At 69.9% G+C, this 19,164-nt stretch carries 21 protein-coding genes; 19 read left to right on the top strand and 2 right to left on the bottom strand.

The window, feature by feature from the left end:
• The first annotated feature begins 4 nt into the window (after positions 1-4).
• From ACWH49_RS24325 to ACWH49_RS24260, 14 genes are read left to right on the top strand one after another with little or no spacing between them, the layout of a single operon-like run.
• Positions 5-595: an HD domain-containing protein gene (locus ACWH49_RS24325; RefSeq protein ID WP_448173776.1), complete on the top strand. Its 591-nt coding sequence runs from the start codon at positions 5-7 to the stop codon at positions 593-595.
• A gap of 16 nt (positions 596-611) precedes the next feature.
• Positions 612-1,787, top strand: coding sequence for an acetyl-CoA C-acyltransferase (locus ACWH49_RS24320; protein ID WP_448173775.1), 1,176 nt, complete (start codon positions 612-614; stop codon positions 1,785-1,787).
• Positions 1,788-1,801: 14 nt separating this feature from the next.
• Complete coding sequence (locus tag ACWH49_RS24315; protein WP_448173774.1) at positions 1,802-2,698, top strand: haloalkane dehalogenase; 897 nt, start codon at positions 1,802-1,804, stop codon at positions 2,696-2,698.
• Entirely contained in the window at positions 2,695-3,135 is a 441-nt protein-coding gene (locus ACWH49_RS24310) for a PaaI family thioesterase (RefSeq protein ID WP_448173773.1), read from the top strand. Before ACWH49_RS24315 ends, ACWH49_RS24310 begins: the two co-directional genes overlap by 4 nt.
• Positions 3,132-5,006, top strand: coding sequence for an acyl-CoA dehydrogenase (locus ACWH49_RS24305; RefSeq protein ID WP_448173772.1), 1,875 nt, complete (start codon positions 3,132-3,134; stop codon positions 5,004-5,006). The genes ACWH49_RS24310 and ACWH49_RS24305 overlap by 4 nt, the downstream gene beginning before the upstream one ends.
• Positions 5,007-5,213, top strand: a complete 207-nt coding sequence (locus tag ACWH49_RS24300; protein ID WP_448173771.1) for a hypothetical protein — start codon at positions 5,007-5,009, stop codon at positions 5,211-5,213.
• Positions 5,210-6,004: an SDR family oxidoreductase gene (locus ACWH49_RS24295; protein ID WP_448173770.1), complete on the top strand. Its 795-nt coding sequence runs from the start codon at positions 5,210-5,212 to the stop codon at positions 6,002-6,004. Before ACWH49_RS24300 ends, ACWH49_RS24295 begins: the two co-directional genes overlap by 4 nt.
• A 1-nt stretch (position 6,005) precedes the next feature.
• Entirely contained in the window at positions 6,006-6,446 is a 441-nt protein-coding gene (locus tag ACWH49_RS24290; protein WP_448173769.1) for a PaaI family thioesterase, read from the top strand.
• A gap of 25 nt (positions 6,447-6,471) precedes the next feature.
• Positions 6,472-7,488: an NADP-dependent oxidoreductase gene (locus ACWH49_RS24285; protein WP_448173768.1), complete on the top strand. Its 1,017-nt coding sequence runs from the start codon at positions 6,472-6,474 to the stop codon at positions 7,486-7,488.
• A 10-nt stretch (positions 7,489-7,498) separates the two neighbouring features.
• Positions 7,499-8,209: a crotonase/enoyl-CoA hydratase family protein gene (locus tag ACWH49_RS24280; protein WP_448173767.1), complete on the top strand. Its 711-nt coding sequence runs from the start codon at positions 7,499-7,501 to the stop codon at positions 8,207-8,209.
• Positions 8,210-8,212: 3 nt separating this feature from the next.
• Positions 8,213-9,886: an isovaleryl-CoA dehydrogenase gene (locus ACWH49_RS24275; RefSeq protein WP_448173766.1), complete on the top strand. Its 1,674-nt coding sequence runs from the start codon at positions 8,213-8,215 to the stop codon at positions 9,884-9,886.
• A 15-nt stretch (positions 9,887-9,901) separates the two neighbouring features.
• Positions 9,902-10,831, top strand: a complete 930-nt coding sequence (locus ACWH49_RS24270; RefSeq protein ID WP_448173765.1) for a glutathione S-transferase family protein — start codon at positions 9,902-9,904, stop codon at positions 10,829-10,831.
• Positions 10,832-10,845: 14 nt separating this feature from the next.
• Positions 10,846-11,757 carry an SDR family oxidoreductase gene (locus ACWH49_RS24265; RefSeq protein ID WP_448173764.1) on the top strand — a complete coding sequence of 304 codons (912 nt, stop codon included), beginning with the start codon at positions 10,846-10,848 and terminating at the stop codon, positions 11,755-11,757.
• A gap of 44 nt (positions 11,758-11,801) precedes the next feature.
• Positions 11,802-11,963 carry a hypothetical protein gene (locus ACWH49_RS24260; RefSeq protein WP_448173763.1) on the top strand — a complete coding sequence of 54 codons (162 nt, stop codon included), beginning with the start codon at positions 11,802-11,804 and terminating at the stop codon, positions 11,961-11,963.
• A 24-nt stretch (positions 11,964-11,987) separates the two neighbouring features.
• On the opposite strand, the gene ACWH49_RS24255 is transcribed toward ACWH49_RS24260, so the two are convergent.
• Both ACWH49_RS24255 and ACWH49_RS24250 read right to left on the bottom strand, forming a co-directional pair.
• Positions 11,988-12,203, bottom strand: a complete 216-nt coding sequence (locus ACWH49_RS24255; RefSeq protein ID WP_448173762.1) for a hypothetical protein — start codon at positions 12,201-12,203, stop codon at positions 11,988-11,990.
• A 45-nt stretch (positions 12,204-12,248) separates the two neighbouring features.
• The gene (locus ACWH49_RS24250; RefSeq protein ID WP_448173761.1) at positions 12,249-13,001 is read right to left on the bottom strand and encodes a DUF1223 domain-containing protein; all 753 of its coding nucleotides are present in this window, start codon (positions 12,999-13,001) and stop codon (positions 12,249-12,251) included.
• 122 nt (positions 13,002-13,123) lie between these two features.
• On the opposite strand from ACWH49_RS24250, the gene ACWH49_RS24245 reads away from it, so the two are divergent.
• The 5 genes from ACWH49_RS24245 to ACWH49_RS24225 all read left to right on the top strand — a co-directional run bounded on the left by ACWH49_RS24245 (position 13,124) and on the right by ACWH49_RS24225 (position 19,048).
• Entirely contained in the window at positions 13,124-14,377 is a 1,254-nt protein-coding gene (locus tag ACWH49_RS24245; RefSeq protein WP_448173760.1) for a TIGR03862 family flavoprotein, read from the top strand.
• A 123-nt stretch (positions 14,378-14,500) separates the two neighbouring features.
• Positions 14,501-14,974: a hypothetical protein gene (locus tag ACWH49_RS24240; RefSeq protein ID WP_448173759.1), complete on the top strand. Its 474-nt coding sequence runs from the start codon at positions 14,501-14,503 to the stop codon at positions 14,972-14,974.
• A gap of 90 nt (positions 14,975-15,064) precedes the next feature.
• On the top strand, positions 15,065-17,404 hold the full coding sequence (locus ACWH49_RS24235; RefSeq protein ID WP_448173758.1) for a Tex family protein: 2,340 nt from the start codon (positions 15,065-15,067) through the stop codon (positions 17,402-17,404).
• A gap of 45 nt (positions 17,405-17,449) precedes the next feature.
• Positions 17,450-18,553 carry a phospholipase gene (locus ACWH49_RS24230; protein ID WP_448173757.1) on the top strand — a complete coding sequence of 368 codons (1,104 nt, stop codon included), beginning with the start codon at positions 17,450-17,452 and terminating at the stop codon, positions 18,551-18,553.
• A gap of 12 nt (positions 18,554-18,565) precedes the next feature.
• Positions 18,566-19,048 (top strand): acyl-CoA thioesterase, encoded by a 483-nt coding sequence (locus ACWH49_RS24225; RefSeq protein WP_056470462.1) that lies wholly within the window; start codon positions 18,566-18,568, stop codon positions 19,046-19,048.
• Positions 19,049-19,164 lie beyond the last annotated feature (116 nt).

The following is a 19,164-nucleotide window of genomic DNA, read 5'->3' as shown; positions in this document are numbered from 1 at the left end:
GACGATGAACGACCGCGCCACATTCACGAAGATGGAAGCGAGCACTGCGCAGGACTGGCAGAAGATCGGTGCCGAGTTCATGCCGTTCGCGCGCCAGCTGCCAGATCGCCTGATGGCGCACCTGAAGGTGCTCGAGGGCGACTACGGTGGCTTCCCCATCGACCGCTACACCCATTCGCTGCAGACCGCGACCAACGCGCTGCGCGACGGCCGCGACGAGGAATACATCGTCTGCGCGCTGTTCCACGACATCGGCGACACGCTCGGCACCTTCAACCACTTCGACATCGCCGCGGCGATCCTCAAGCCCTTCGTCAGCGACGAGAACCTGTGGATGGTGCAGAACCACGGCATCTTCCAGGGCTACTACTTCTTCCACCACATTGGCCTCGACCGGAACTTGCGCGACCAGTTCAAGGGCCACGCCCACTACGACCGCACCGCCGAGTTCTGCGACCTCTACGACAACCCGGCGTTCGACGCCAAGGCCGAGACGCTGCCGATGAGCGAGTTCGAGCCGATGGTGCGGCGCGTGTTCGCGCAGCCCAGGAACAGCATCTACAAGGCGTCGACCGCGGTCGCCGCCACCGTTTAATCCAAGGAGTCAAGCCATGACCAGCGCCGTGATCGTTTCCACCGCCCGTACACCGCTCGCCAAGAGCTGGAAGGGTGCCTTCAACATGACGCACGGCGCCACGCTCGGCGGCTTCGCGGTCAAGGCCGCGGTCGAGCGCGCCGGCATCGACGGCGCCGAGGTCGACGACGTGATCATGGGCTGCGCCACGCCCGAGGGCGCGACCGGCTCCAACATCGCACGCCAGATCGCGCTGCGCGCCGGCCTGCCGATCACCACCAGCGGCATGACGGTCAACCGCTTCTGCTCCAGCGGCCTGCAGACGATCGCGATGGCCGCCCAGCGCATCATCGCCGGCGAATCCGACGTGCTCGTGGCCGGCGGCGTCGAGAGCATCTCGTGCGTGCAGAACGAGGCCAACCGCCACATGGGCACCGACCCGTGGCTGATGGAGCACAAGCCCGAGATCTACTGGAACATGCTGCAGACCGCCGAGCAGGTCGCCAAGCGCTACAAGATCGACCGCGAGCGCATGGACCGCTACGGCGCCGCGAGCCAGCAGAAGGCCACCGCCGCGCTCGAGGCCGGCAAGTTCACCGACGAGATCGTCGCCTGCACCGTGATGGCCGGCGTGGCCGACGCGCAGCTCGGCCTGCGCACCAAGGAAGTGACGATCAAGAACGACGAAGGCATCCGCCCGGGCACCACCTACGAAGGCATCATGGGCATCAAGCCGGCGATCCCCGGCGGCGTGATCTCGGCCGGCAACGCCAGCCAGTTCAGCGACGGTGGCGGTGCCTGCGTGCTGATGAGCGAAGAGCTCGCCAGCAAGCGCAACCTGAAGCCGCTCGGCCGCTTCCTCGGCTTCGCGGTGGCCGGCTGCGAGCCCGATGAAATGGGCATCGGTCCGGTCTTCGCGGTGCCCAAGGTATTGAAGAAGCTCGGCCTGACGGTGGCCGACATCGACCTGTGGGAACTGAACGAAGCCTTCGCGGTGCAGGTGCTGTACTGCGCCGACACGCTGGGCATCCCGATGGACCGGCTCAACGTCAACGGCGGCGCGATTGCGGTCGGCCACCCGTACGGCGTGTCGGGCCAGCGCCTGACCGGTCATGCGCTGATCGAGGGCAAGCGCCGCGGCGCGAAGAAGGTCGTCGTGACGATGTGCATCGGTGGCGGCATGGGCGCGGCCGGCGTCTTCGAGGTGCTTTGACCGGCGCCTGGCCCGTGGACGCCCTGCGCACCCCGGACGCGCGCTTCGGGAGCCTTCCGGGTTTCCCGTTCGCGCCGCACTGCATCGACGACTTGCCGGCACTCGCGGGTCTGCGCGTGCAGTACGTGGACGAGGGCAGCGACCGGCCGGTCACCGCGCTGTGCCTGCACGGCAACCCGACCTGGTCGTACCTGTACCGCCGCATGATCCCGGTGTTCCGCGACGCCGGGCTTCGCGTGGTCGCACCCGACCTGATCGGCTTCGGCCGCTCGGACAAGCCGCTCGACCCGGCCTGGCACAGCTTCGAGCGCCACCTCGACATGCTGCTCGCGTTCGTCGAGCGGCTCGACCTGCAAAACGTGATGCTCGTCGTGCAGGACTGGGGCGGGCTGCTCGGACTGACGCTGCCGATGGCCATGCCCGAGCGCTTCACGCGCCTGCTGGTGATGAACACGGGCCTGGGCACCGGCCAGGTCACCGAGGGCTTCCGCCAGTGGCGCACGTACTCGAACAGCCAGGCCGACCTGCCGGTAGGCCGGCTGATCCAGCGCGGCAAACCCGACATGACGGCCGACGAGGTCGCGGCCTACGACGCGCCGTTTCCGGACGCGCGCCACAAGGCCGCGCTGAAGGCGTTCCCGAACCTGGTACCCGACGGTGCCGACGCGCCCGGCGCGGCGCTGAGCCGCGAAGCCGGCGAGTTCTGGCGCACCCGCTGGACCGGCGACAGCTTCATGGCGATCGGCATGCAGGACCCGGTCCTCGGCGAAGTGCCGATGCGCGCGCTGCAGGCCAAAATTCGCGGCTGCCCGGCACCGATGGAGGTGGCCGAGGGCGGGCACTTCGTGCAGGAGTGGGGTGCGCCGATCGCGACCGCAGCGCTGGCGCATTTCAAGTTGACGGCCCCATGACGACGATCGATCCGGCCGCGTTCCTGCAGATGGGCCGCGAGGTCATCGCGTCGCAGCCGTTCAGCGTGCTGCTCGGCGCCGACATGATCGCGCTCGAACCCGGGCGCTGCGAACTCGGCGTCGCGCTCACGCCGCCGCTGAAGCAGCAGATGGGCTTCGCGCACGGCGGCGTCGTCAGCTACCTGGCCGACAACGCGCTGACCTTTGCCGGCGGCACCGCGATGCACGTGCCGGTGGTGACGGCGGAATACAAGATCAACTACGTCCGCCCGGCGATCGGCGACCGGCTGGTCGCGCGGGCCCGGGCCGTGCACGTGAGCCAATCGCAGGCGGTTTGCCAGTGCGAGGTGTTCGCGGTCACCGGCAGCGACGAGAAACTGTGCGCGATCGCGCAAGGCACGATCGCCAGGGCGAGCGAGAAGAACGGAACCTCATGAGTTATCGACAGACCCTGGATTTCCTGCTGAACGACTGGCTGGATGTGCCGTCGCTGCAGCAACGCGCGCGTTTTGCCGACCACTCGGCCGAGACCTTCGCGTCGGTATTGGACAGCTGCGAGCGCCTGGCGCGCGACAAGTTCGCGCCGTTCAATCGGCAGGCCGACACCGAGGAGCCGCGCTTCGACGGCGAACGCGTGCACCTGCCCGCGGCCAGCCTCGCGGCGTCGCGCGCCTATGCCGAGTCCGGCATGCTCGCCGCGGCGCAGGACTACGAGATCGGCGGCATGCAGCTGCCGTGCGTGGTGCAGATGGCGGCGAACAGTTTCTTCGCGCGGGCCGGCGGCAACGTCGCCGGCGGCGCGATGCTCACCAGCGGCAACGCCAACCTGCTGATGGTCCACGGCACGCCGCTGCAACAGACGGTGTTCGCGAAGCAGGAGTTCGCCGGCCGCTTCGCCGGCACGATGTGCCTGAGCGAGCCCCAGGCGGGCTCCAGCCTGTCCGACGTGGCCACGCGTGCGACGCCCGATGGCGACGGTTTCGAGGCCGACCCGCTCGGCGCGCGCTACCGCCTGCGCGGCAACAAGATGTGGATCAGCAACGGCGAGCATGAACTTGCCGAGAACATCATCCACCTGGTGCTCGCGAAGATCCCCGGCCCGGACGGCACGCTGATCCCCGGCACGCGCGGCATCTCGCTGTTCATCGTGCCGAAGAAGCTGGTCGGCCCCGATGGCGAACTCACCGGCGAGCGCAACGACGTGGCGCTGGCGGGCCTGAACCACAAGCTCGGCAACCGCGGCATCCCGAACACGCTGCTGAACTTCGGCGAAGGCAAGTTCCCGGTTCGGGGTGATGGGTCGGGAGGCGGCCTGGACGGCCGCGGGGCGGGCGCCATCGGTTACCTCGTCGGCCAGCCGCACGAAGGCCTGCGCTGCATGTTCCACATGATGAACGAGGCCCGCATCGCGGTCGGCATGGGCGCGACGATGCTCGGCCAGGCCGGCTACGAAGCCTCGCTCGACTACGCGCGCAATCGCCCGCAAGGCCGACCGACCGGCATCGGCGGCAAGGACGCCGCGAAGCCGCAGATCCCGATCATCCAGCACGCCGACATCAAGCGCATGCTGCTCGCGCAGAAGAGCTACTGCGAGGGCGCGCTCGCGCTCGAGCTGTACTGCGCGCGCCTGGTCGACGAGCAGCGCACCGGCACGCCCGAGGCCTCCGCCGACGCGAGCCTGATGCTCGAGATGCTGACGCCGATCGCCAAGAGCTGGCCGAGCGAGTGGTGCCTGGAGGCCAACAGCCTCGCGATCCAGATCCACGGCGGCTACGGTTACACGCGTGACTTCCCGGTCGAACAGTACTGGCGCGACAACCGCCTGAACATGATCCACGAGGGCACGCACGGCATCCAGGCGCTCGATCTGCTCGGCCGCAAGGTGGTGATGCAGGAAGGCGCCGGGCTGGCGCTGCTGATGGTCCGCATGCAGCGCACGCTGGAGCAGGGGCGCGATGTGCCGGCGCTGGCCGCGCACGCGAGCGCGCTGGCCGATGCGATGGCGCAACTCCGCACAGCGACCCGTGGCGCCTGGTCGACCGGCCAGCCCGACGAGGCTCTGGCCAACGCGACGCCGTACCTGCAAGCCTTCGGCCACCTCGTGCTGGCCTGGATCTGGCTCGATGTCGCACTGTGCGCGCAGCCGAAGCTGGCTGGCGCGTCGGCCGACGAGGCGGCGTTGCTGCACGGCAAGCTGGCCGCCTGCACGTATTTCTTCCATTACGAGCTGCCGAAGATCGGCGCATGGCTGCAGGTCGTCGAAGTGCGCGACGCGACCTGCCGGACGATGGACGAGGCCTGGTTCTAGATGACCACCCCCGCGCAGCGCATCGAGAAGTGGTGCTGGATCCTGATCTTCCTCGGGATGATCCTGCTCGCGCTCGGCCTGTCGGTGCAGCGCAGCGACGTGGCGCTCGGCTGGGGCATCGCCGCGCCGGGCATCCTGATGATCGTGGCCGGCATCGTGCTGATCTGGATCCGTTCGCGCATGAAGAATTCCAAGGAGACGTTATGAGTACATCGATTAAGAAGCTTTTCGACCTGACGGGCAAGACCGCGCTGATCACCGGCGGCTCGCGCGGCCTGGGCCTGCAGATGGCGCATGCGCTCGGCGAGGCCGGCGCCAAGATCATGCTGAGCTCGCGCAAGGCCGAGGACCTGGAGCAGGCCGCCGCCGAATTGCAGGCCGCCGGCATCGACGCGCGCTGGATCGCCGCCGACTGCTCGAAGGAGGACGAGACCCGGCGGCTGGCCGATGAGACGCTGCAGCGCATGGGCGCGATCGACATCCTCGTCAACAACGCCGGCGCGAGCTGGGGCGCCCCGGCCGAGGACCACCCGGTCGCGGCCTGGGACAAGGTGATGAACCTGAACGTGCGCGGCTACTTCATCCTGTCGCAGCAGGTCGCGCGCGGCTACATGATCCCGAAGAAGCGCGGCTCGATCATCAACATCGCGTCGATCGCCGGCCTCAACGGCAACCCGCCCGAGATGAAGACGCTGGCCTACAACACCTCGAAGACCGCGGTGATCGGCTTCACCCACACGCTCGCCGCCGAATGGGGCAAGTACAACATCAACGTCAACGCGATCTGCCCCGGCTTCTTCATGACCAAGATGGCCGCCGGCCTGATCACCTCGCTCGGCGAGGAAAAGATGGCCGCCAAGGCACCGCTCGGTCGCCTGGGCGACGAGGACGACCTGAAGGGCATCACGCTGCTCTACGCCAGCGAGGCCGGCAAGCACATCACCGGGCAGTGGCTCGCGGTGGACGGCGGCGTCAGTGTGGTGCTCGGAGCGGCCTGAGATGAGCATCCCGTTCGGGGTCACCATCCCGTTCGTCGAACTGCTCGGATTCACCCTCGAGCGCTTCGAGGGTGGCGAATCCGAGCTGCACTACGCCGCGAAGCCGGAGCATTCCAACAGCTTCCAGGTCGTGCACGGGGGCGCGTGCATGACGTTTCTCGATGTCGTGATGGCCACCGCGGCGCGCAGCGCGAACCCCGAGATGGGCGTCGTCACGATCGAGATGAAGACGACCTTCATGCGGCCCGCGGTCGGCGCGCTCGTGGGCAAGGGGCGGCTGATGCACCGCACCGCCACGATGGCCTTCACCGAGGGCACGATCTACGACGCGCAAGGCCGTGCCTGCAGCCATTCCACCGGCACCTTCAAGTACGTGAAGCGTCTGCCGGTGAGCCCCAGCTCGACCAATCCGCTGCAACAGGCGCCGTTGTCGACCGATTGATCGAACGAATACCAGGAGACCCACCATGACGATGAACCAGCAGATCCACCTCGTGTCCCGCCCCGACGGCGAGGCCCGCGCCGACAACTTCAAGCTGCTCGAGGCCGAGGTGCCCGAACTGAAGGACGGCCAGGTGCTCGTGCGCCACCACTTCATGAGCCTCGACCCGTACATGCGCGGCCGCATGAACGACGCCAAGAGCTACGCCGTGCCGCAGCCGCTGAACGCGGTGATGCAGGGCGGCACGGTGGGCGAGGTGGTCGCGTCGAAGAACCCGGGCTACGCGGTCGGCGACAAGGTCGTCGGCTTCGGCGGCTGGCAGCAGTTCAGCGTCGTCGATGCGAACACGCCGGGCGTGCTGCGCAAGGTCGACACCACCCACATCCCGCTGTCGGCCTACCTCGGCGCGGTCGGCATGCCCGGCGTGACGGCGTGGTACGGCCTGACGCAGATCTGCAAGCCCGCGGCCGGCAAGACGATCGCGGTCAGCGCCGCCAGCGGTGCGGTCGGCAGCGCGGTCGGCCAGCTCGCGAAGGCGCGCGGCTGCCGCGCGGTCGGCATCGCCGGCGGCAAGGACAAGTGCGACTACGTGGTCGGCGAGCTCGGCTTCGACGCCTGCATCGACTACAAGGCCCACACCGACCCGAAGTCGCTCTACGAGGCGATCAAGGCGGCGACGCCGGACGGCGTGGACGGCTACTTCGAGAACGTCGGCGGCGCGGTGCTCGACGCGGTGCTGCCGCGCATGAACGCGTTCGGCCGGATCGCGCTGTGCGGGATGATCAGCGGCTACGACGGCGAGCCGATCCCGCTGAAGCAGCCGCAGCTGCTGCTGACCAACCGGCTGATGCTCCAGGGCTTCATCGTCAGCGAGCACATGGAGTTCTGGCCGGAGGCGCTGAAGGAACTCGGCACGATGGTCGCCACCGGCAAGCTGAAGTACCGCGAGTCGGTCGCGCAAGGCCTGGCCGCGGCGCCCGAAGCCTTCCTCGGTCTGTTGAAGGGCCGGAATTTCGGCAAGCAGGTCGTCAAGCTCGTCTGAGGCCGGCACGATGATCGCGCCGCTGGTCGGCTACGAGTTCAGCGACGGCATCGCCACGCTGACGATGGACGACGGCAAGGCCAACGCGATGAGCGTGGCGATGCTGCAGGCCCTGAACGACGCGCTCGACCGGGCGCAGGCCGACGGCGCGGCCGTGCTGCTGACGGGCAGGGCCGGCATGTTCTCCGGCGGCTTCGACCTGGCGGTGTTCAAACGCGGGCCGGACGAGCTGTTCCGCATGCTCGAGGCCGGCGCGCGCATGACCGAGCGGCTGCTGTCGTTCCCGAAGCCGGTGGTGGCGGCCTGCAGCGGCCACGCGGTCGCGATGGGGCTGTTCCTGCTGCTGAGCACCGACGTGCGGATTGGCGTCGACGGCGGCGCGCGCCTGCAGGCCAACGAGGTGCAGATCGGCCTGACGCTGCCGCACTTCGCGATCGAGGTCTGCCGCCAGCGGCTCGCGCCCGCGCACCTGCATCTCGTCGCCGCGACCGCCGCGCCGTACACGCCCGAACAGGCGCTGGCCGCCGGCATGCTGGACGAACTGGTACCAGCCGCGTCGCTCGCCGCTGTCGCGCGCGAGCGCACTGCGAAACTGCTGATGCTGAATGCCGAGGCCTTCACGGCCACCAAGCTGCGGCTGCGCGCGGACTCGCTGACCGCGCTGCGCGCCGCGATCGACGCCGACCTTGCCGACTGGTCGCAACGTTTCCGGCCCACCTGAACCATGCATACGACCGCCACCCACGAGGTGCTGAACCAGAGCGAGCCTCTCGCCGGGCACAACCTCTACACGACCGACCGCGCGCTGTGCGACGCGCTGCAGTTCCACGCGCCGCAGGCCGACGCGGCGCGGCGCACCGAACTCGGCGGACTCCTTGGCGATCCGGCGATGCAGACCCACGCGCGCCTCGCCAACATCCACAAGCCGAGCCTGCACACGCACGACCGCTTCGGCCACCGCACCGACACGGTCGAGTTCCACCCCAGCTACCACGCCCTGCTGGGCGCGGCCGTCGGCGCCGGCCTGCACGCCACGCCGTGGGCGCAACAAGGTCCCGGCGCGCACGTCGAACGCGCCGCCGGTTTCCTGATGTTCACGCAGCTCGAACCGTCCGTGCTGTGCCCGGTCTCGATGACCTATGCGGTCACGCCCGCTTTGCGCGGCAACGGCGCCGTGTTTGCCGACTGGTTCGACAAGCTCGCCAGCACCGACTACGACCCGCGCCTGCTGAACGTGCGCGCCAAGCGCGGCGTGACGATGGGCATGGGCATGACCGAGAAGCAGGGTGGCTCGGACGTGCGAGCCAACACCACGCGCGCCGAGTACGTCGAGGACACGCCCTGGGGGCGCTGCTACCGCCTCGTCGGCCACAAGTGGTTCTTCTCGGCGCCCATGAGCGATGCGTTCCTGGTGCTCGCGCAGACGCCGGCCGGGCTGTCGTGCTTCTTCCTGCCCCGCGTGCTGCCGGATGGCAGCCTGAACGGAATCGCGATCCAGCGCCTGAAGGACAAGCTCGGCAACCACGCCAATGCGAGTTCCGAGGTCGAGTTCAACGGGGCGCTCGCTTGGCTGGTCGGCGAGGAAGGCCGTGGCGTCCCGCAGATCCTCGAGATGGGCACGCTGACGCGGCTCGACTGCGCGCTCGGCACGGCCGGGCTGATGCGCGGCGCGGTCGCGCTGGCGCTGCACCATTCATCCCAGCGCCATGCCTTCGGCAAGCCGCTGATCGAGCAGCCGCTGATGAAGAACGTGCTCGCCGACCTGGCGCTGGAGAGCGAGGCTGCCACCGCGCTCGCGCTGCGCCTGGCGCGTGCGATCGACAGGCAGGACGACCCGTTCGAGGCGCTGATGCGCCGGGTGCTGACGCCGGTCGCGAAGTTCTGGGTCTGCAAGCGCGGCTCTGCGCTGGCGCAGGAGGCGATGGAGTGCCTCGGCGGCAACGGCTATGTCGAGGAGCACGGTGAGGGCACGATGGCCCGCATCTACCGCGAGATGCCGCTGAACTCGATCTGGGAAGGGGCCGGCAACATCATGGCGCTCGACCTGCTGCGCGCGATGAAGAAGCGCGACGCGAAGGGCGGCGACGTGGTGGGCGCACTCGCCACCGAGCTGGACACCGCGCGTGGCGCACATCCGGCCTACGACCGATTCACCGCGGCGCTGCTTGCGCGCTTCAACGACGCCGCCGACGGTGGCGGCGACGAAGGCGGCGCGCGCAGGCTCGCGCAGGACATCGCACTGGCGGTGCAGGCGTCGCTGCTGCAACGCCATTCGCCGGCTGCGGTGTTCGACGCCTTCTGCCGCTCGCGCCTCGGCGGCGACGGCCCGCAGGTGTTCGGCACCTTGCCGTCGACCGTCGATGTCGATTCCATCATCCAGCGCGCCCTGCCGCGCTGAACCCAAAGGCTTCCCATGTCCGACCTGATCCTGCACCACTACGCCGGCTCCCCCTTCTCCGAGAAGGTCCGCCTCATTCTCGGCTTCAAGGGCCTGCCGTGGCGCTCGGTGATCGTGCCGAACATGCTGCCCAAGCCCGACGTCATGGCGCTGACCGGCGGCTACCGCCGCACGCCGTTCATGCAGATCGGCGCCGACGTGTACTGCGACACCGCGCTGATGTGCCGCGTGATCGATGCGCTGAAGCCCGAGCCGCCGCTGTACCCGATGGCCACCAGCGGCATCGCCGACATCGTCGCGCAGTGGGCCGACACCACGCTGTTCTGGACCGCGGTGCCGTTCACGCTGCAACCGGCCGGCGCTCAGCATGTTCTGAAGGACGCCACGCCGGAGATGCTGAAGGCCTTCGGCGCCGACCGCGCCGCGATGAACCCGAACATGCGCCGCGCGACCGTGCCTGACGGCGCCGCCGCGCTCGGCACCTACCTCGCGCGCCTCGAACACATGCTGCACGACGGCCAGCCGTTCCTGCTCAGCGCGTTGCCGTCGATCGCCGATTTCTCGGCCGCGCAGTCGATCTGGTTCATCCGCCTCGCGCCGCCGGTCGCCGCGCTGCTCGAGGCCTATCCGAAAGTCCGCGCGTGGTACGAGCGCGTCAACGCGTTCGGCCAGGGCCGCTTCACGAAGATGACCGGCGCAGAGGCGATCGCCGTCGCGGCGCAGGGCGCGCACGCGCCGCTGGCGTTCACCGCCGAGCCCGGCCTGGCCGAAGGCGACGAGGTGACCGTGACGCCGACCGACTACGCGCACGACCCGGTGGCCGGTCGCCTTGTCGGCCTGAGCCGGCAGGAGGTCGTGGTCGCCCGCACCGACGAGCGCGCCGGCACCGTGCACGTGCACTTCCCGCGCATCGCCTTCCAGATCAAGAAACCGCAACCCGCCTGAAAGAGACCCGACAGATGAAGACCTTCAAGGGCCGCACGGCCGTGATCACCGGGGCCGCGTCCGGCTTCGGCCTCGAGGCCTCGCGCATCGCCGCCCGCCTCGGCATGAATATCGTGATGGCCGACGTGCAGCAGGACGCGCTCGACACGGCCGCGGCCGAGATCCGCGGACTCGGGGCCGCGGTGCTGCCGTTCCGGCTCGACGTGTCGAAAGCCGCTGAGGTGGAGGCGCTCGGCGCCGCGGCGTTCGCGCGCTTCGGCGCGCCAAACGTCGTGTTCAACAACGCCGGCGTCGGCGCCGGTGGGTTGATCTGGGAGACGACACTGAAGGACTGGGAATGGGTCGTCGGCGTCAACCTGATGGGCGTGGCCCACGGCATCCGCGTGTTCACGCCGATGATGCTCGAGGCCGCGAAGAAGGACCCGACCTACGAGGGCCACATCACCAACACCGCGTCGATGGCCGGCCTGCTGAACGCGCCGAACATGGGCGTCTACAACGCGACCAAGAGCGCGGTCGTCGCGATGAGCGAGACGCTCTACCAGGACCTGCGTCTGGTCACGGACCAGATCAGCGCCTCGCTGCTGTGCCCGTTCTTCGTGCCGACCGGCATCACCAAGAGCGACCGCAACCGTCCCGCCGAGATGACCGACACGGGCCGCAAGCTCACGCGCAGCCAGCTGATCGGCCAGGCGATGAGCGACAAGGCGGTCAGCAGCGGCAAGGTCAGCGCGGCCGAGGTCGCGCAGTTCGTCTTCGACGCGATCGCCGAGCGCCGCTTCTACGTCTACAGCCACCCCAAGTCGCTGGGCAGCGTGCAGGTGCGGCTCGAAGACATCATGACCCCGCGCAACCCGACCGATCCGTTCGCGCACAAGCCCGAGCTGGGCGAGAAGCTTCGCGCCCAACTGCGCGAAGCCGACTGACGACGCGCGGGGGCGCTGCGCGCCAGTTCCTCCAGTGTCCAGGCATGAGCGGGGCGCTCGTGCAGCTCGCTCGGCGCCTTGCCGACGATGCGGTCGCCGACGCCGGCGAGCCAGCCGGTGCGCTCGGTGTCGGGCGCGTTCATGCACAGGCGCAGCACTTCGATGAACAGCACCTCGGCCAGCTTGGCGAGCACGCCGCACGTTGACGCGCACGATCGGCGGCAGGCCGGTCAGGAACAGCCGCGCCAGGCGCGCGTCGCACGCCAGGTAGCCGCAGACGAGCCGCGTCGCCGCACCGCCGCCTCCGCAGGCGATCTGGCGCGGCGGCGCGCCAGGATCGCGTCGAGCTTGGCGCCGCCGCGGGCTGGCGGGACGCCGGGTTCAGAGGCCATGTGGTACGCGTCGCCGCGCGGGAAGACGATCGCTTCGCCCGCGACGAGCTGCATCGGCGGCTGGCCGACCCGTCGCGGCGACGGCCGCCGTGTAAGGGCTCAGCAGCCGAGCTTGAGCGCCTGCACCGGGCGACCGGTCTGCGCATCGACGACGACCAGGTTCACCTCGCGCGGATGCGCCGGGTCGGGCGCGGCGCCGGGCTCGAACGTCAGCGTCGCCGGGGCGTCCGCGCGTGCGGCCCACGCGGCCACGGGCAGGTACTCGCGCACGACGAAATCGTGCTGCAGCGTCGCGCCCTGGTTCTCGCCGGCCTGCACCGCGCTGCGGTGGCCCGATTCGGTCACGGCCCAGTACGCGGCCAGCCGCGGCGGCGCGTTCGACATCACGGCGATCGACGCGGTCACGCGCCGGCCGTCGCGCGCGAGCTCGACCTGCACCGGCGCGGTCGAACGGCTGCGGCTCGTGGCGGTCGTCGCGCGCGGCCAGTCGGGCCGGTCGGCGCCGTCGATCACGACCTGCGGGGTGTAGCTGAAGCGCGCGCCGGTGCTCGCTTGCTGCTGCGCCTGGCGCTGCGTGTAGGCGGGGCTCGCGAACCGGTCCTTCCAGCCGAGCCGGTCCCAGTAGTCGACGTGGAACGCGAGCGCGATGGCCGACGGATCGGCCTTCAGCCGCGACAGCCAGCGATCGGCCGGCGGACACGAGCTGCAGCCTTCCGAGGTGTAGAGCTCGATGACCGCCGGTGCGACGGCGCTGCTCGCGGCACGGCAACTCGGCGCGGCGATCGAGGGGACACTGGCCGCGGCAAGCGCGGCCAGCAGCGTGGCGGTCATCAGTAGGCGGTCGGCAGGCATCGGGCGCGCTCCAGGCTTCGGGTATCGACAGGGTGGGGTCGCCGCCAGGCCGGACTTCTTACGCCGCGCCTGTGCCACACTGCGCCGCCTTCGAACCCCACCCGCGCACGGACCGACACGACATGACCCTGAATTCTCCTCGCCGCGTCGCCGTCGTCGGCGGCGGGCCGGCCGGGCTGATGGCCGCCGAGGTGCTGGCCACCGGCGGCGTGCGCGTGGACCTGTTCGATGCGATGCCGTCGGTCGGCCGCAAGTTCCTGCTCGCCGGCAAGGGCGGGCTGAACCTGACGCACAGCGAGCCGCTCGACCCCTTCCTCGATCGCTACGCGGCGCGCCGGCCGGCGCTGGACCCGCTGCTGCGCGGATTCGGCCCGGCCGAACTGCGCGCATGGGCGCTCGGCCTGGGGGTCTCCACCTTCGTCGGCAGTTCGGGCCGCGTCTTTCCGACCGACCTGAAGGCCGCGCCGCTGCTGCGCGCCTGGCTGCATCGCCTGCGTGCGGCCGGGGTGGTGTTCCACATGCGGCATCGCTGGGTCGGGTGGGTGCAGGGCGACGCGAGCCCGTCGCGGCTGCGCTTCGCGACGCCGGCGGGCGAGGCGGTCGCCGAGGCCGATGCCGTCGTGCTCGCGCTCGGCGGCGGCAGCTGGGCGCGGCTCGGCTCCGACGGCGCGTGGATGTCGTGGCTGCAGGCCCGTGGCATCGATGTCGCGCCACTGCGGCCGTCCAACTGCGGCTTCGACGTGACCCCGGCCTGGACCGAATTCTTCCGCACGCGCTTCGCCGGCCAGCCGCTGAAGAACGTCGCGCTGTCGCTGGTCGGTCCGAACGGACCGGCGCATCGGCAGGCCGGCGAGTTCGTGATCACCGAGGGCGGCGTGGAGGGCAGCCTGGTCTACGCGCTCTCCGGCCCGGCGCGCGACGCGATCGCGGCGCACGGTGACGCCCTCGTGCACATCGACCTGCTGCCGCAGCGCGATGCCGCCTTCGTGCAGGCCGAGGTCGCGCGGCCGCGCGGCTCGCGCTCGCTGTCCACGCACCTGAAGAGCCGCCTCGGGCTCGATGGCGTGAAGGCCGCGCTGCTGCACGAGCTGCTGCCGCGCGAGGTCATCGCCGATCCGCTGCGATTGGCGCAGGCCATCAAGGCACTGCCGTTGCGCCTGGGCGCCGCGCGGCCCCTCGACGAGGCGATCAGCAGTGCCGGCGGGGTCCGCTTCGAGGCGCTCGATGCGGGGTTGATGCTCGGCGCGCTCCCCGGTGTGTTCTGCGCCGGCGAAATGCTCGACTGGGAGGCGCCGACCGGCGGTTACCTGCTGACGGCGTGTTTCGCCTCCGGCGTCGCCGCTGCCCAGGGCGCGCTGCGCCACCTGCGGGTCTGAGTGCGCCGGACGTGTCCTACAGCCGATTCGGCGGCGATAGGTTCGGGTCGCGCTGGCGTCCGACGTGGCCCTGACCCCATCGTGACTAGAGTCGGGCATCGATCACTCGACCCAGGACATGCCATGAACAAGACCCGTCAAACGACCCTCCGTGCCACTGCGCTCGGCTTCGCGACCGCGCTGATCTGCGGCACGGCGGCTGCCGCCGGCGCGGCGTCGGCCGACGTGCAGGCCCGCTACGAACAGGAGCGCGCGCGCTGCCTCGCCGGCCAATCGGGGCAGGTGATGGACGCCTGCATGAAGGAAGCCGTCAATGCGCGCGATGCCGCGTTGAAAGGCCAGCTCAGCGACGGCGATGGCCACCTGCGGAAGAACGCCAAGGAGCGTTGCGACGTGCTCACCGGCGCGGAGCAGCGCGATTGCGTGCTGCGCGCACGGGTGCGCGAAGGCAGCATGACCAAGATCGATCCGTCGGGCTCGACCAAGAGCGTCACGACCACGACCAGCGGCAGCGTCAAGGGCGGCGGCATCCTGCGCGAGACCGTCACGCGCGAGACCACGGTCGGTCCCGCGATGCCGGCCGCGTCGGCCCCTTGAACTGACGGGCGGTCCTCCGGCGCCTGAAGCCGCGTCGGGGGTGAGGGGGGTGTGGCACACTGCGCCGCTTCGTATTCAGCCCCCCGCCTCTTGGACAAGATCCTTCTGCAGATTGCCGCCGAACTCAAGGTTCGCCCGGCCCAGGTTCAAGCCGCCGTCGAGTTGCTCGACGGGGGTGCCACCGTCCCCTTCATCGCGCGCTACCGCAAGGAAGCGACCGACAACCTCGACGACATCCAGCTGCGCGAGCTCGAAGTCCGCCTGTCTTACCTGCGTGAGCTGGAGGAGCGCCGCGCCGCGGTGCTCAAGAGCCTTGACGAACAGGGCAAGCTGACGCCCGCCCTCAGAGCTTCAATCGACGCCGCGCCGACCAAGCAGGAACTCGAGGACCTGTACCTCCCGTACAAGCAGAAGCGCCGCACGAAGGCGATGATCGCTCGCGAGGCCGGCATCGAACCGCTGGCGGACCAGCTGTTCGCCGACCCGTCGCTGGTCCCGCTCGATAAGGCGGCCGCGTTTGTCAACGCGGAAGGCGGTTTCGCCGATGCCCATTCCGTGCTCGACGGCGTGCGGGACATCCTGTCGGAGCGCTGGGCCGAAGACGCCGCGCTGGTGCGCAAGCTGCGCGACTGGCTGTGGGGCGAGGCGCTGTTCCAGAGCAAGTTGATGGAAGGAAAGGACGGCACGCAGCCGGACGCCGCCAAGTTCCGCGACTACTTCGACTACGCCGAGCCGATCCGCACGGTGCCGTCGCACCGCGCGCTCGCAGTGTTCCGCGGCCGCACGCTCGAACTGCTCGATGCGAGGCTGGTGACCGACGAGGAAATCGTCCCCGGCAAGCCGGTCCTCGCCGAAGGCCACATCGCTGTCCACCTGAAGTGGAGCCACGCCAAGCGCCCGGCCGACGACCTGATCCGCAAGTGCATCGCCTGGACCTGGAAGGTCAAGCTCAGCCTGAGCCTGGAGCGCGACCTGTTCGCACGGCTGCGCGAAGATGCCGAGGCCGTCGCGATCAAGGTCTTCGCCGAGAACCTGCGCGACCTGCTGCTGGCCGCGCCGGCGGGCCCGCGGGTCGTGATGGGGCTGGACCCCGGCATCCGCACCGGCTGCAAGGTGGCCGTGGTCGATGCGACCGGCAAGGTGCTGGCCACCGACACCGTCTATCCGCATGAGCCGCGCCGCGACTGGGAGGGTTCCCTGCATTCGCTCGCGCGGCTGTGCGCGACCCACGGCGTCAACCTGATCGCGATCGGCAACGGCACTGCGAGCCGCGAGACCGACAAGCTGGCCGGCGACCTGATCAAGCGCATCCACAAGCTCGCGCCCGACACGAAGATCGAGAAGATCGTCGTCAGCGAGGCCGGCGCGTCGGTCTACTCGGCCAGCGAGTACGCGAGCAAGGAACTGCCCGATCTGGACGTGAGCCTGCGCGGCGCGGTCAGCATCGCGCGGCGCCTGCAGGACCCGCTGGCCGAGCTGGTCAAGATCGACCCGAAGAGCATCGGCGTCGGCCAGTACCAGCACGACGTGAACCAGAGCGAGCTCGCGAAGAGCCTGGGCACGGTGATCGAGGACTGCGTGAACTCGGTCGGCGTCGACCTGAACACCGCGTCGACGCCGCTGCTCTCGCGCGTGTCGGGCCTGAGCGGCGCGGTCGCGGCGAGCATCGTGCGCTGGCGCGACGCGAACGGCGCGTTCCGCAGCCGCAAGCAGCTTCTCGACGTGAGCGGGCTCGGTGCGAAGACCTTCGAGCAGAGCGCGGGCTTCCTGCGCATCCGCGGCGGCGACAACGCCCTCGACGCCACCGGCGTGCATCCCGAGACCTACCCGCTGGTCGAGCGCCTGCTCGCCGCGGTCAACAAGCCGGCGGCCGAGGTGATGGGGCGCAGCGACGTGATCCGTGCGCTGAAGCCGGAGGCCTTCGCCGACGAGAAGTTCGGGGCGATCACGGTCAAGGACGTACTGACCGAACTGGAGAAGCCGGGCCGCGATCCGCGTCCTGACTTCAAGGTCGCGCGCCTGACCGACGGCATCGAGGACATCAAGGACCTGGTCGCCGGCATGACGCTCGAGGGCACGATCACCAACGTCGCGCAGTTCGGCGCGTTCGTCGATCTCGGCGTCCACCAGGACGCGCTGATCCATGTCAGCCAGCTCGCGAACAAGTTCGTCAACGACGCGCGCGAGGTCGTCAAGACCGGCGACATCGTGAAGGTCAAGGTGCTCGAGGTTGACCTCGCGCGCCAGCGCATCTCGCTGACGATGAAGCTCGACGCGAAGCCTGCAGCGGGCGGCGAGCGCGGCGGCAATGCGTACCGCGCGCCGGCGCGGGGCGAGCGTGCCGCGGCACCGCACCGCGGGGCGGCCCCGGTGCCGGCCGGCGGCTCGGCGATGGCCGACGCGTTCGCGCGGCTGCGGACCAAGCGCTGAACGGGCAGGCGGCGCGGCCCGCCGCGCGGCCCTTACAGTGACGACATGAGAGCCCTGTGTGTCCATGCCGGCCCGCGCGCGCTGAAGGCGCTGCGCGAGCACGGCCTGCAGCCGCGCCACGTGCGCGCGATCCCGGCCGCCGCAGGGGGGCCGAAGGGCCTGGTACTGAATCCGCTCGACCAGTACCTGTTCGGCGAGTGGCTCGCGCCGGCGACGCAGACGATCCACCTGCTCGGCGCCTCGATCGGTGCCTGGCGCATGGCCGCGGCCTGCCTCGACGACCCGGCGACCGCGCTCGCCCAGATGGCGCACGACTACATCCACCAGGACTACGAGCACGCGCCCGGCAAACTGCCGACGCCGCGCCACGTGTCCGAGGTGTTCGGCGCCAACCTGGCCGCGCGCTTCGGCCACCGCGTTCCCGAGCTGCTGGGCAACCGGCGCCTGCGTCTGCATGTGTTCACCAGCCGCGGCCGGCACTTGATCCGGCGGCACGGTCGGGCCCTGTCGTCGGTGAGCACGCCGCTGAGTTACGCGAGCGCCTTCGCCGCCAACGCGTTCAGCCGCCGCGCGATGGGCGGCTGGTGGGAACGGGTCATCTTCTCCGACCCGCGCGACCCGTTGCCGATCCAGCTGCAGGACTACCGCACGCACACCGCGCGGTTGTCGGCCGAGAACCTCGCGCCCAGCATCCTCGCGAGCTGCTCGATCCCGTACTGGCTGGATCCGGTGCACAACATCCCGGGCGCGCCGCCAGGGGCCTACCAGGATGGCGGGATCACGGATTACCACCTGCACCTGAACTACGCGTCGATGGCCGATGCGTCGCCCGACGAACCGGCGCTGGTTCTGTACCCGCATTTCCAGCCGAGCGTGATTCCCGGCTGGCTGGACAAGTTCCTGACGCACCGGCACCGTGCGACCGCGCAGCTGTCGAACGTGATCGTGCTGTCGCCGAACCCGGCGTGGATCGCGACGTTGCCGAACGGCAAGCTGCCCGACCGCGCCGACTTCAAGCTGTTCGGCGAGGACACCGCCGGCCGCGTCAAGGCGTGGACTCGGGCGGTCGCCGAGAGCGCACGGCTGAGCGACGAGTTCGCCGACTGGGCGCGTGCCGGCCCGGGTCTTGCTGCGCAGCCGCTGGCCTGAACGGAGCGACCGATGAACCTGCCGAAACACGAATTGACGATGACCGTGCTGATGACGCCCGACATGGCGAATTTCAGCGGCAACGTGCACGGCGGCACCGTGCTGAAGCTGCTCGACCAGGTGGCCTACGCGTGTGCCAGCCGTTACGCCGGCCGTTACGTTGTGACACTGTCGGTCGACCAGGTGATGTTCCGCGAGCCGATCCACGTCGGTGAGCTGGTCACCTTCCTCGCCAGCGTCAACGCGACCGGCAACACCTCGATGGAGATCGGCATCAAGGTCGTCACCGAGAACATCGTCAGCCAGACGGTGCGGCACGCGAACAGCTGCTTCTTCACGATGGTGGCGATGGGCGAGGACCGCAAGCCGGTGGCGGTGCCGCCGCTGGCCCTGCTGACCGCCGATCAGCGCCGCCGCGACGCGGCCGCGCGCACGCGACGCGAGTTGCGCCAGGAGTTCGCGCAGCGGATGAAGGCCGCCGCCGCGCCCGGTTGAGCCCGCGCGCACGGAAATCTTCCTTTGCACTGCATCCAGTCCGGAAGGGCTGGCGTAAGGGGCTGCAGACGCGACGGGCCGAGTGCCATGCGCGTCGAGACAAGTCGACCGCAGCC

Source organism: Rhizobacter fulvus, from assembly GCF_964020785.1.
Note: the sequence above shows the minus strand (reverse complement) of the source record. Positions and strands in the feature narration are given on the sequence as shown.

Bases quoted from the DNA above. Each gene is read 5' to 3' on its own strand.
- ACWH49_RS24310 (WP_448173773.1), top strand. From the start codon at position 2,695: ATGACGACGATCGATCCGGCCGCGTTCCTGCAGATGGGCCGCGAGGTC.
- ACWH49_RS24325 (WP_448173776.1), top strand. From the start codon at position 5: ATGAACGACCGCGCCACATTCACGAAGATGGAAGCGAGCACTGCGCAG.
- ACWH49_RS24225 (WP_056470462.1), top strand. From the start codon at position 18,566: ATGAACCTGCCGAAACACGAATTGACGATGACCGTGCTGATGACGCCC.
- ACWH49_RS24305 (WP_448173772.1), top strand. From the start codon at position 3,132: ATGAGTTATCGACAGACCCTGGATTTCCTGCTGAACGACTGGCTGGAT.
- ACWH49_RS24295 (WP_448173770.1), top strand. From the start codon at position 5,210: ATGAGTACATCGATTAAGAAGCTTTTCGACCTGACGGGCAAGACCGCG.
- ACWH49_RS24300 (WP_448173771.1), top strand. From the start codon at position 5,007: ATGACCACCCCCGCGCAGCGCATCGAGAAGTGGTGCTGGATCCTGATC.
- ACWH49_RS24245 (WP_448173760.1), top strand. From the start codon at position 13,124: ATGACCCTGAATTCTCCTCGCCGCGTCGCCGTCGTCGGCGGCGGGCCG.
- ACWH49_RS24255 (WP_448173762.1), bottom strand. From the start codon at position 12,203: ATGCAGCTCGTCGCGGGCGAAGCGATCGTCTTCCCGCGCGGCGACGCG.
- ACWH49_RS24275 (WP_448173766.1), top strand. From the start codon at position 8,213: ATGCATACGACCGCCACCCACGAGGTGCTGAACCAGAGCGAGCCTCTC.
- ACWH49_RS24265 (WP_448173764.1), top strand. From the start codon at position 10,846: ATGAAGACCTTCAAGGGCCGCACGGCCGTGATCACCGGGGCCGCGTCC.
- ACWH49_RS24290 (WP_448173769.1), top strand. From the start codon at position 6,006: ATGAGCATCCCGTTCGGGGTCACCATCCCGTTCGTCGAACTGCTCGGA.
- ACWH49_RS24270 (WP_448173765.1), top strand. From the start codon at position 9,902: ATGTCCGACCTGATCCTGCACCACTACGCCGGCTCCCCCTTCTCCGAG.
- ACWH49_RS24240 (WP_448173759.1), top strand. From the start codon at position 14,501: ATGAACAAGACCCGTCAAACGACCCTCCGTGCCACTGCGCTCGGCTTC.
- ACWH49_RS24285 (WP_448173768.1), top strand. From the start codon at position 6,472: ATGACGATGAACCAGCAGATCCACCTCGTGTCCCGCCCCGACGGCGAG.
- ACWH49_RS24260 (WP_448173763.1), top strand. From the start codon at position 11,802: ATGAGCGGGGCGCTCGTGCAGCTCGCTCGGCGCCTTGCCGACGATGCG.
- ACWH49_RS24320 (WP_448173775.1), top strand. From the start codon at position 612: ATGACCAGCGCCGTGATCGTTTCCACCGCCCGTACACCGCTCGCCAAG.
- ACWH49_RS24250 (WP_448173761.1), bottom strand. From the start codon at position 13,001: ATGCCTGCCGACCGCCTACTGATGACCGCCACGCTGCTGGCCGCGCTT.
- ACWH49_RS24230 (WP_448173757.1), top strand. From the start codon at position 17,450: ATGAGAGCCCTGTGTGTCCATGCCGGCCCGCGCGCGCTGAAGGCGCTG.
- ACWH49_RS24280 (WP_448173767.1), top strand. From the start codon at position 7,499: ATGATCGCGCCGCTGGTCGGCTACGAGTTCAGCGACGGCATCGCCACG.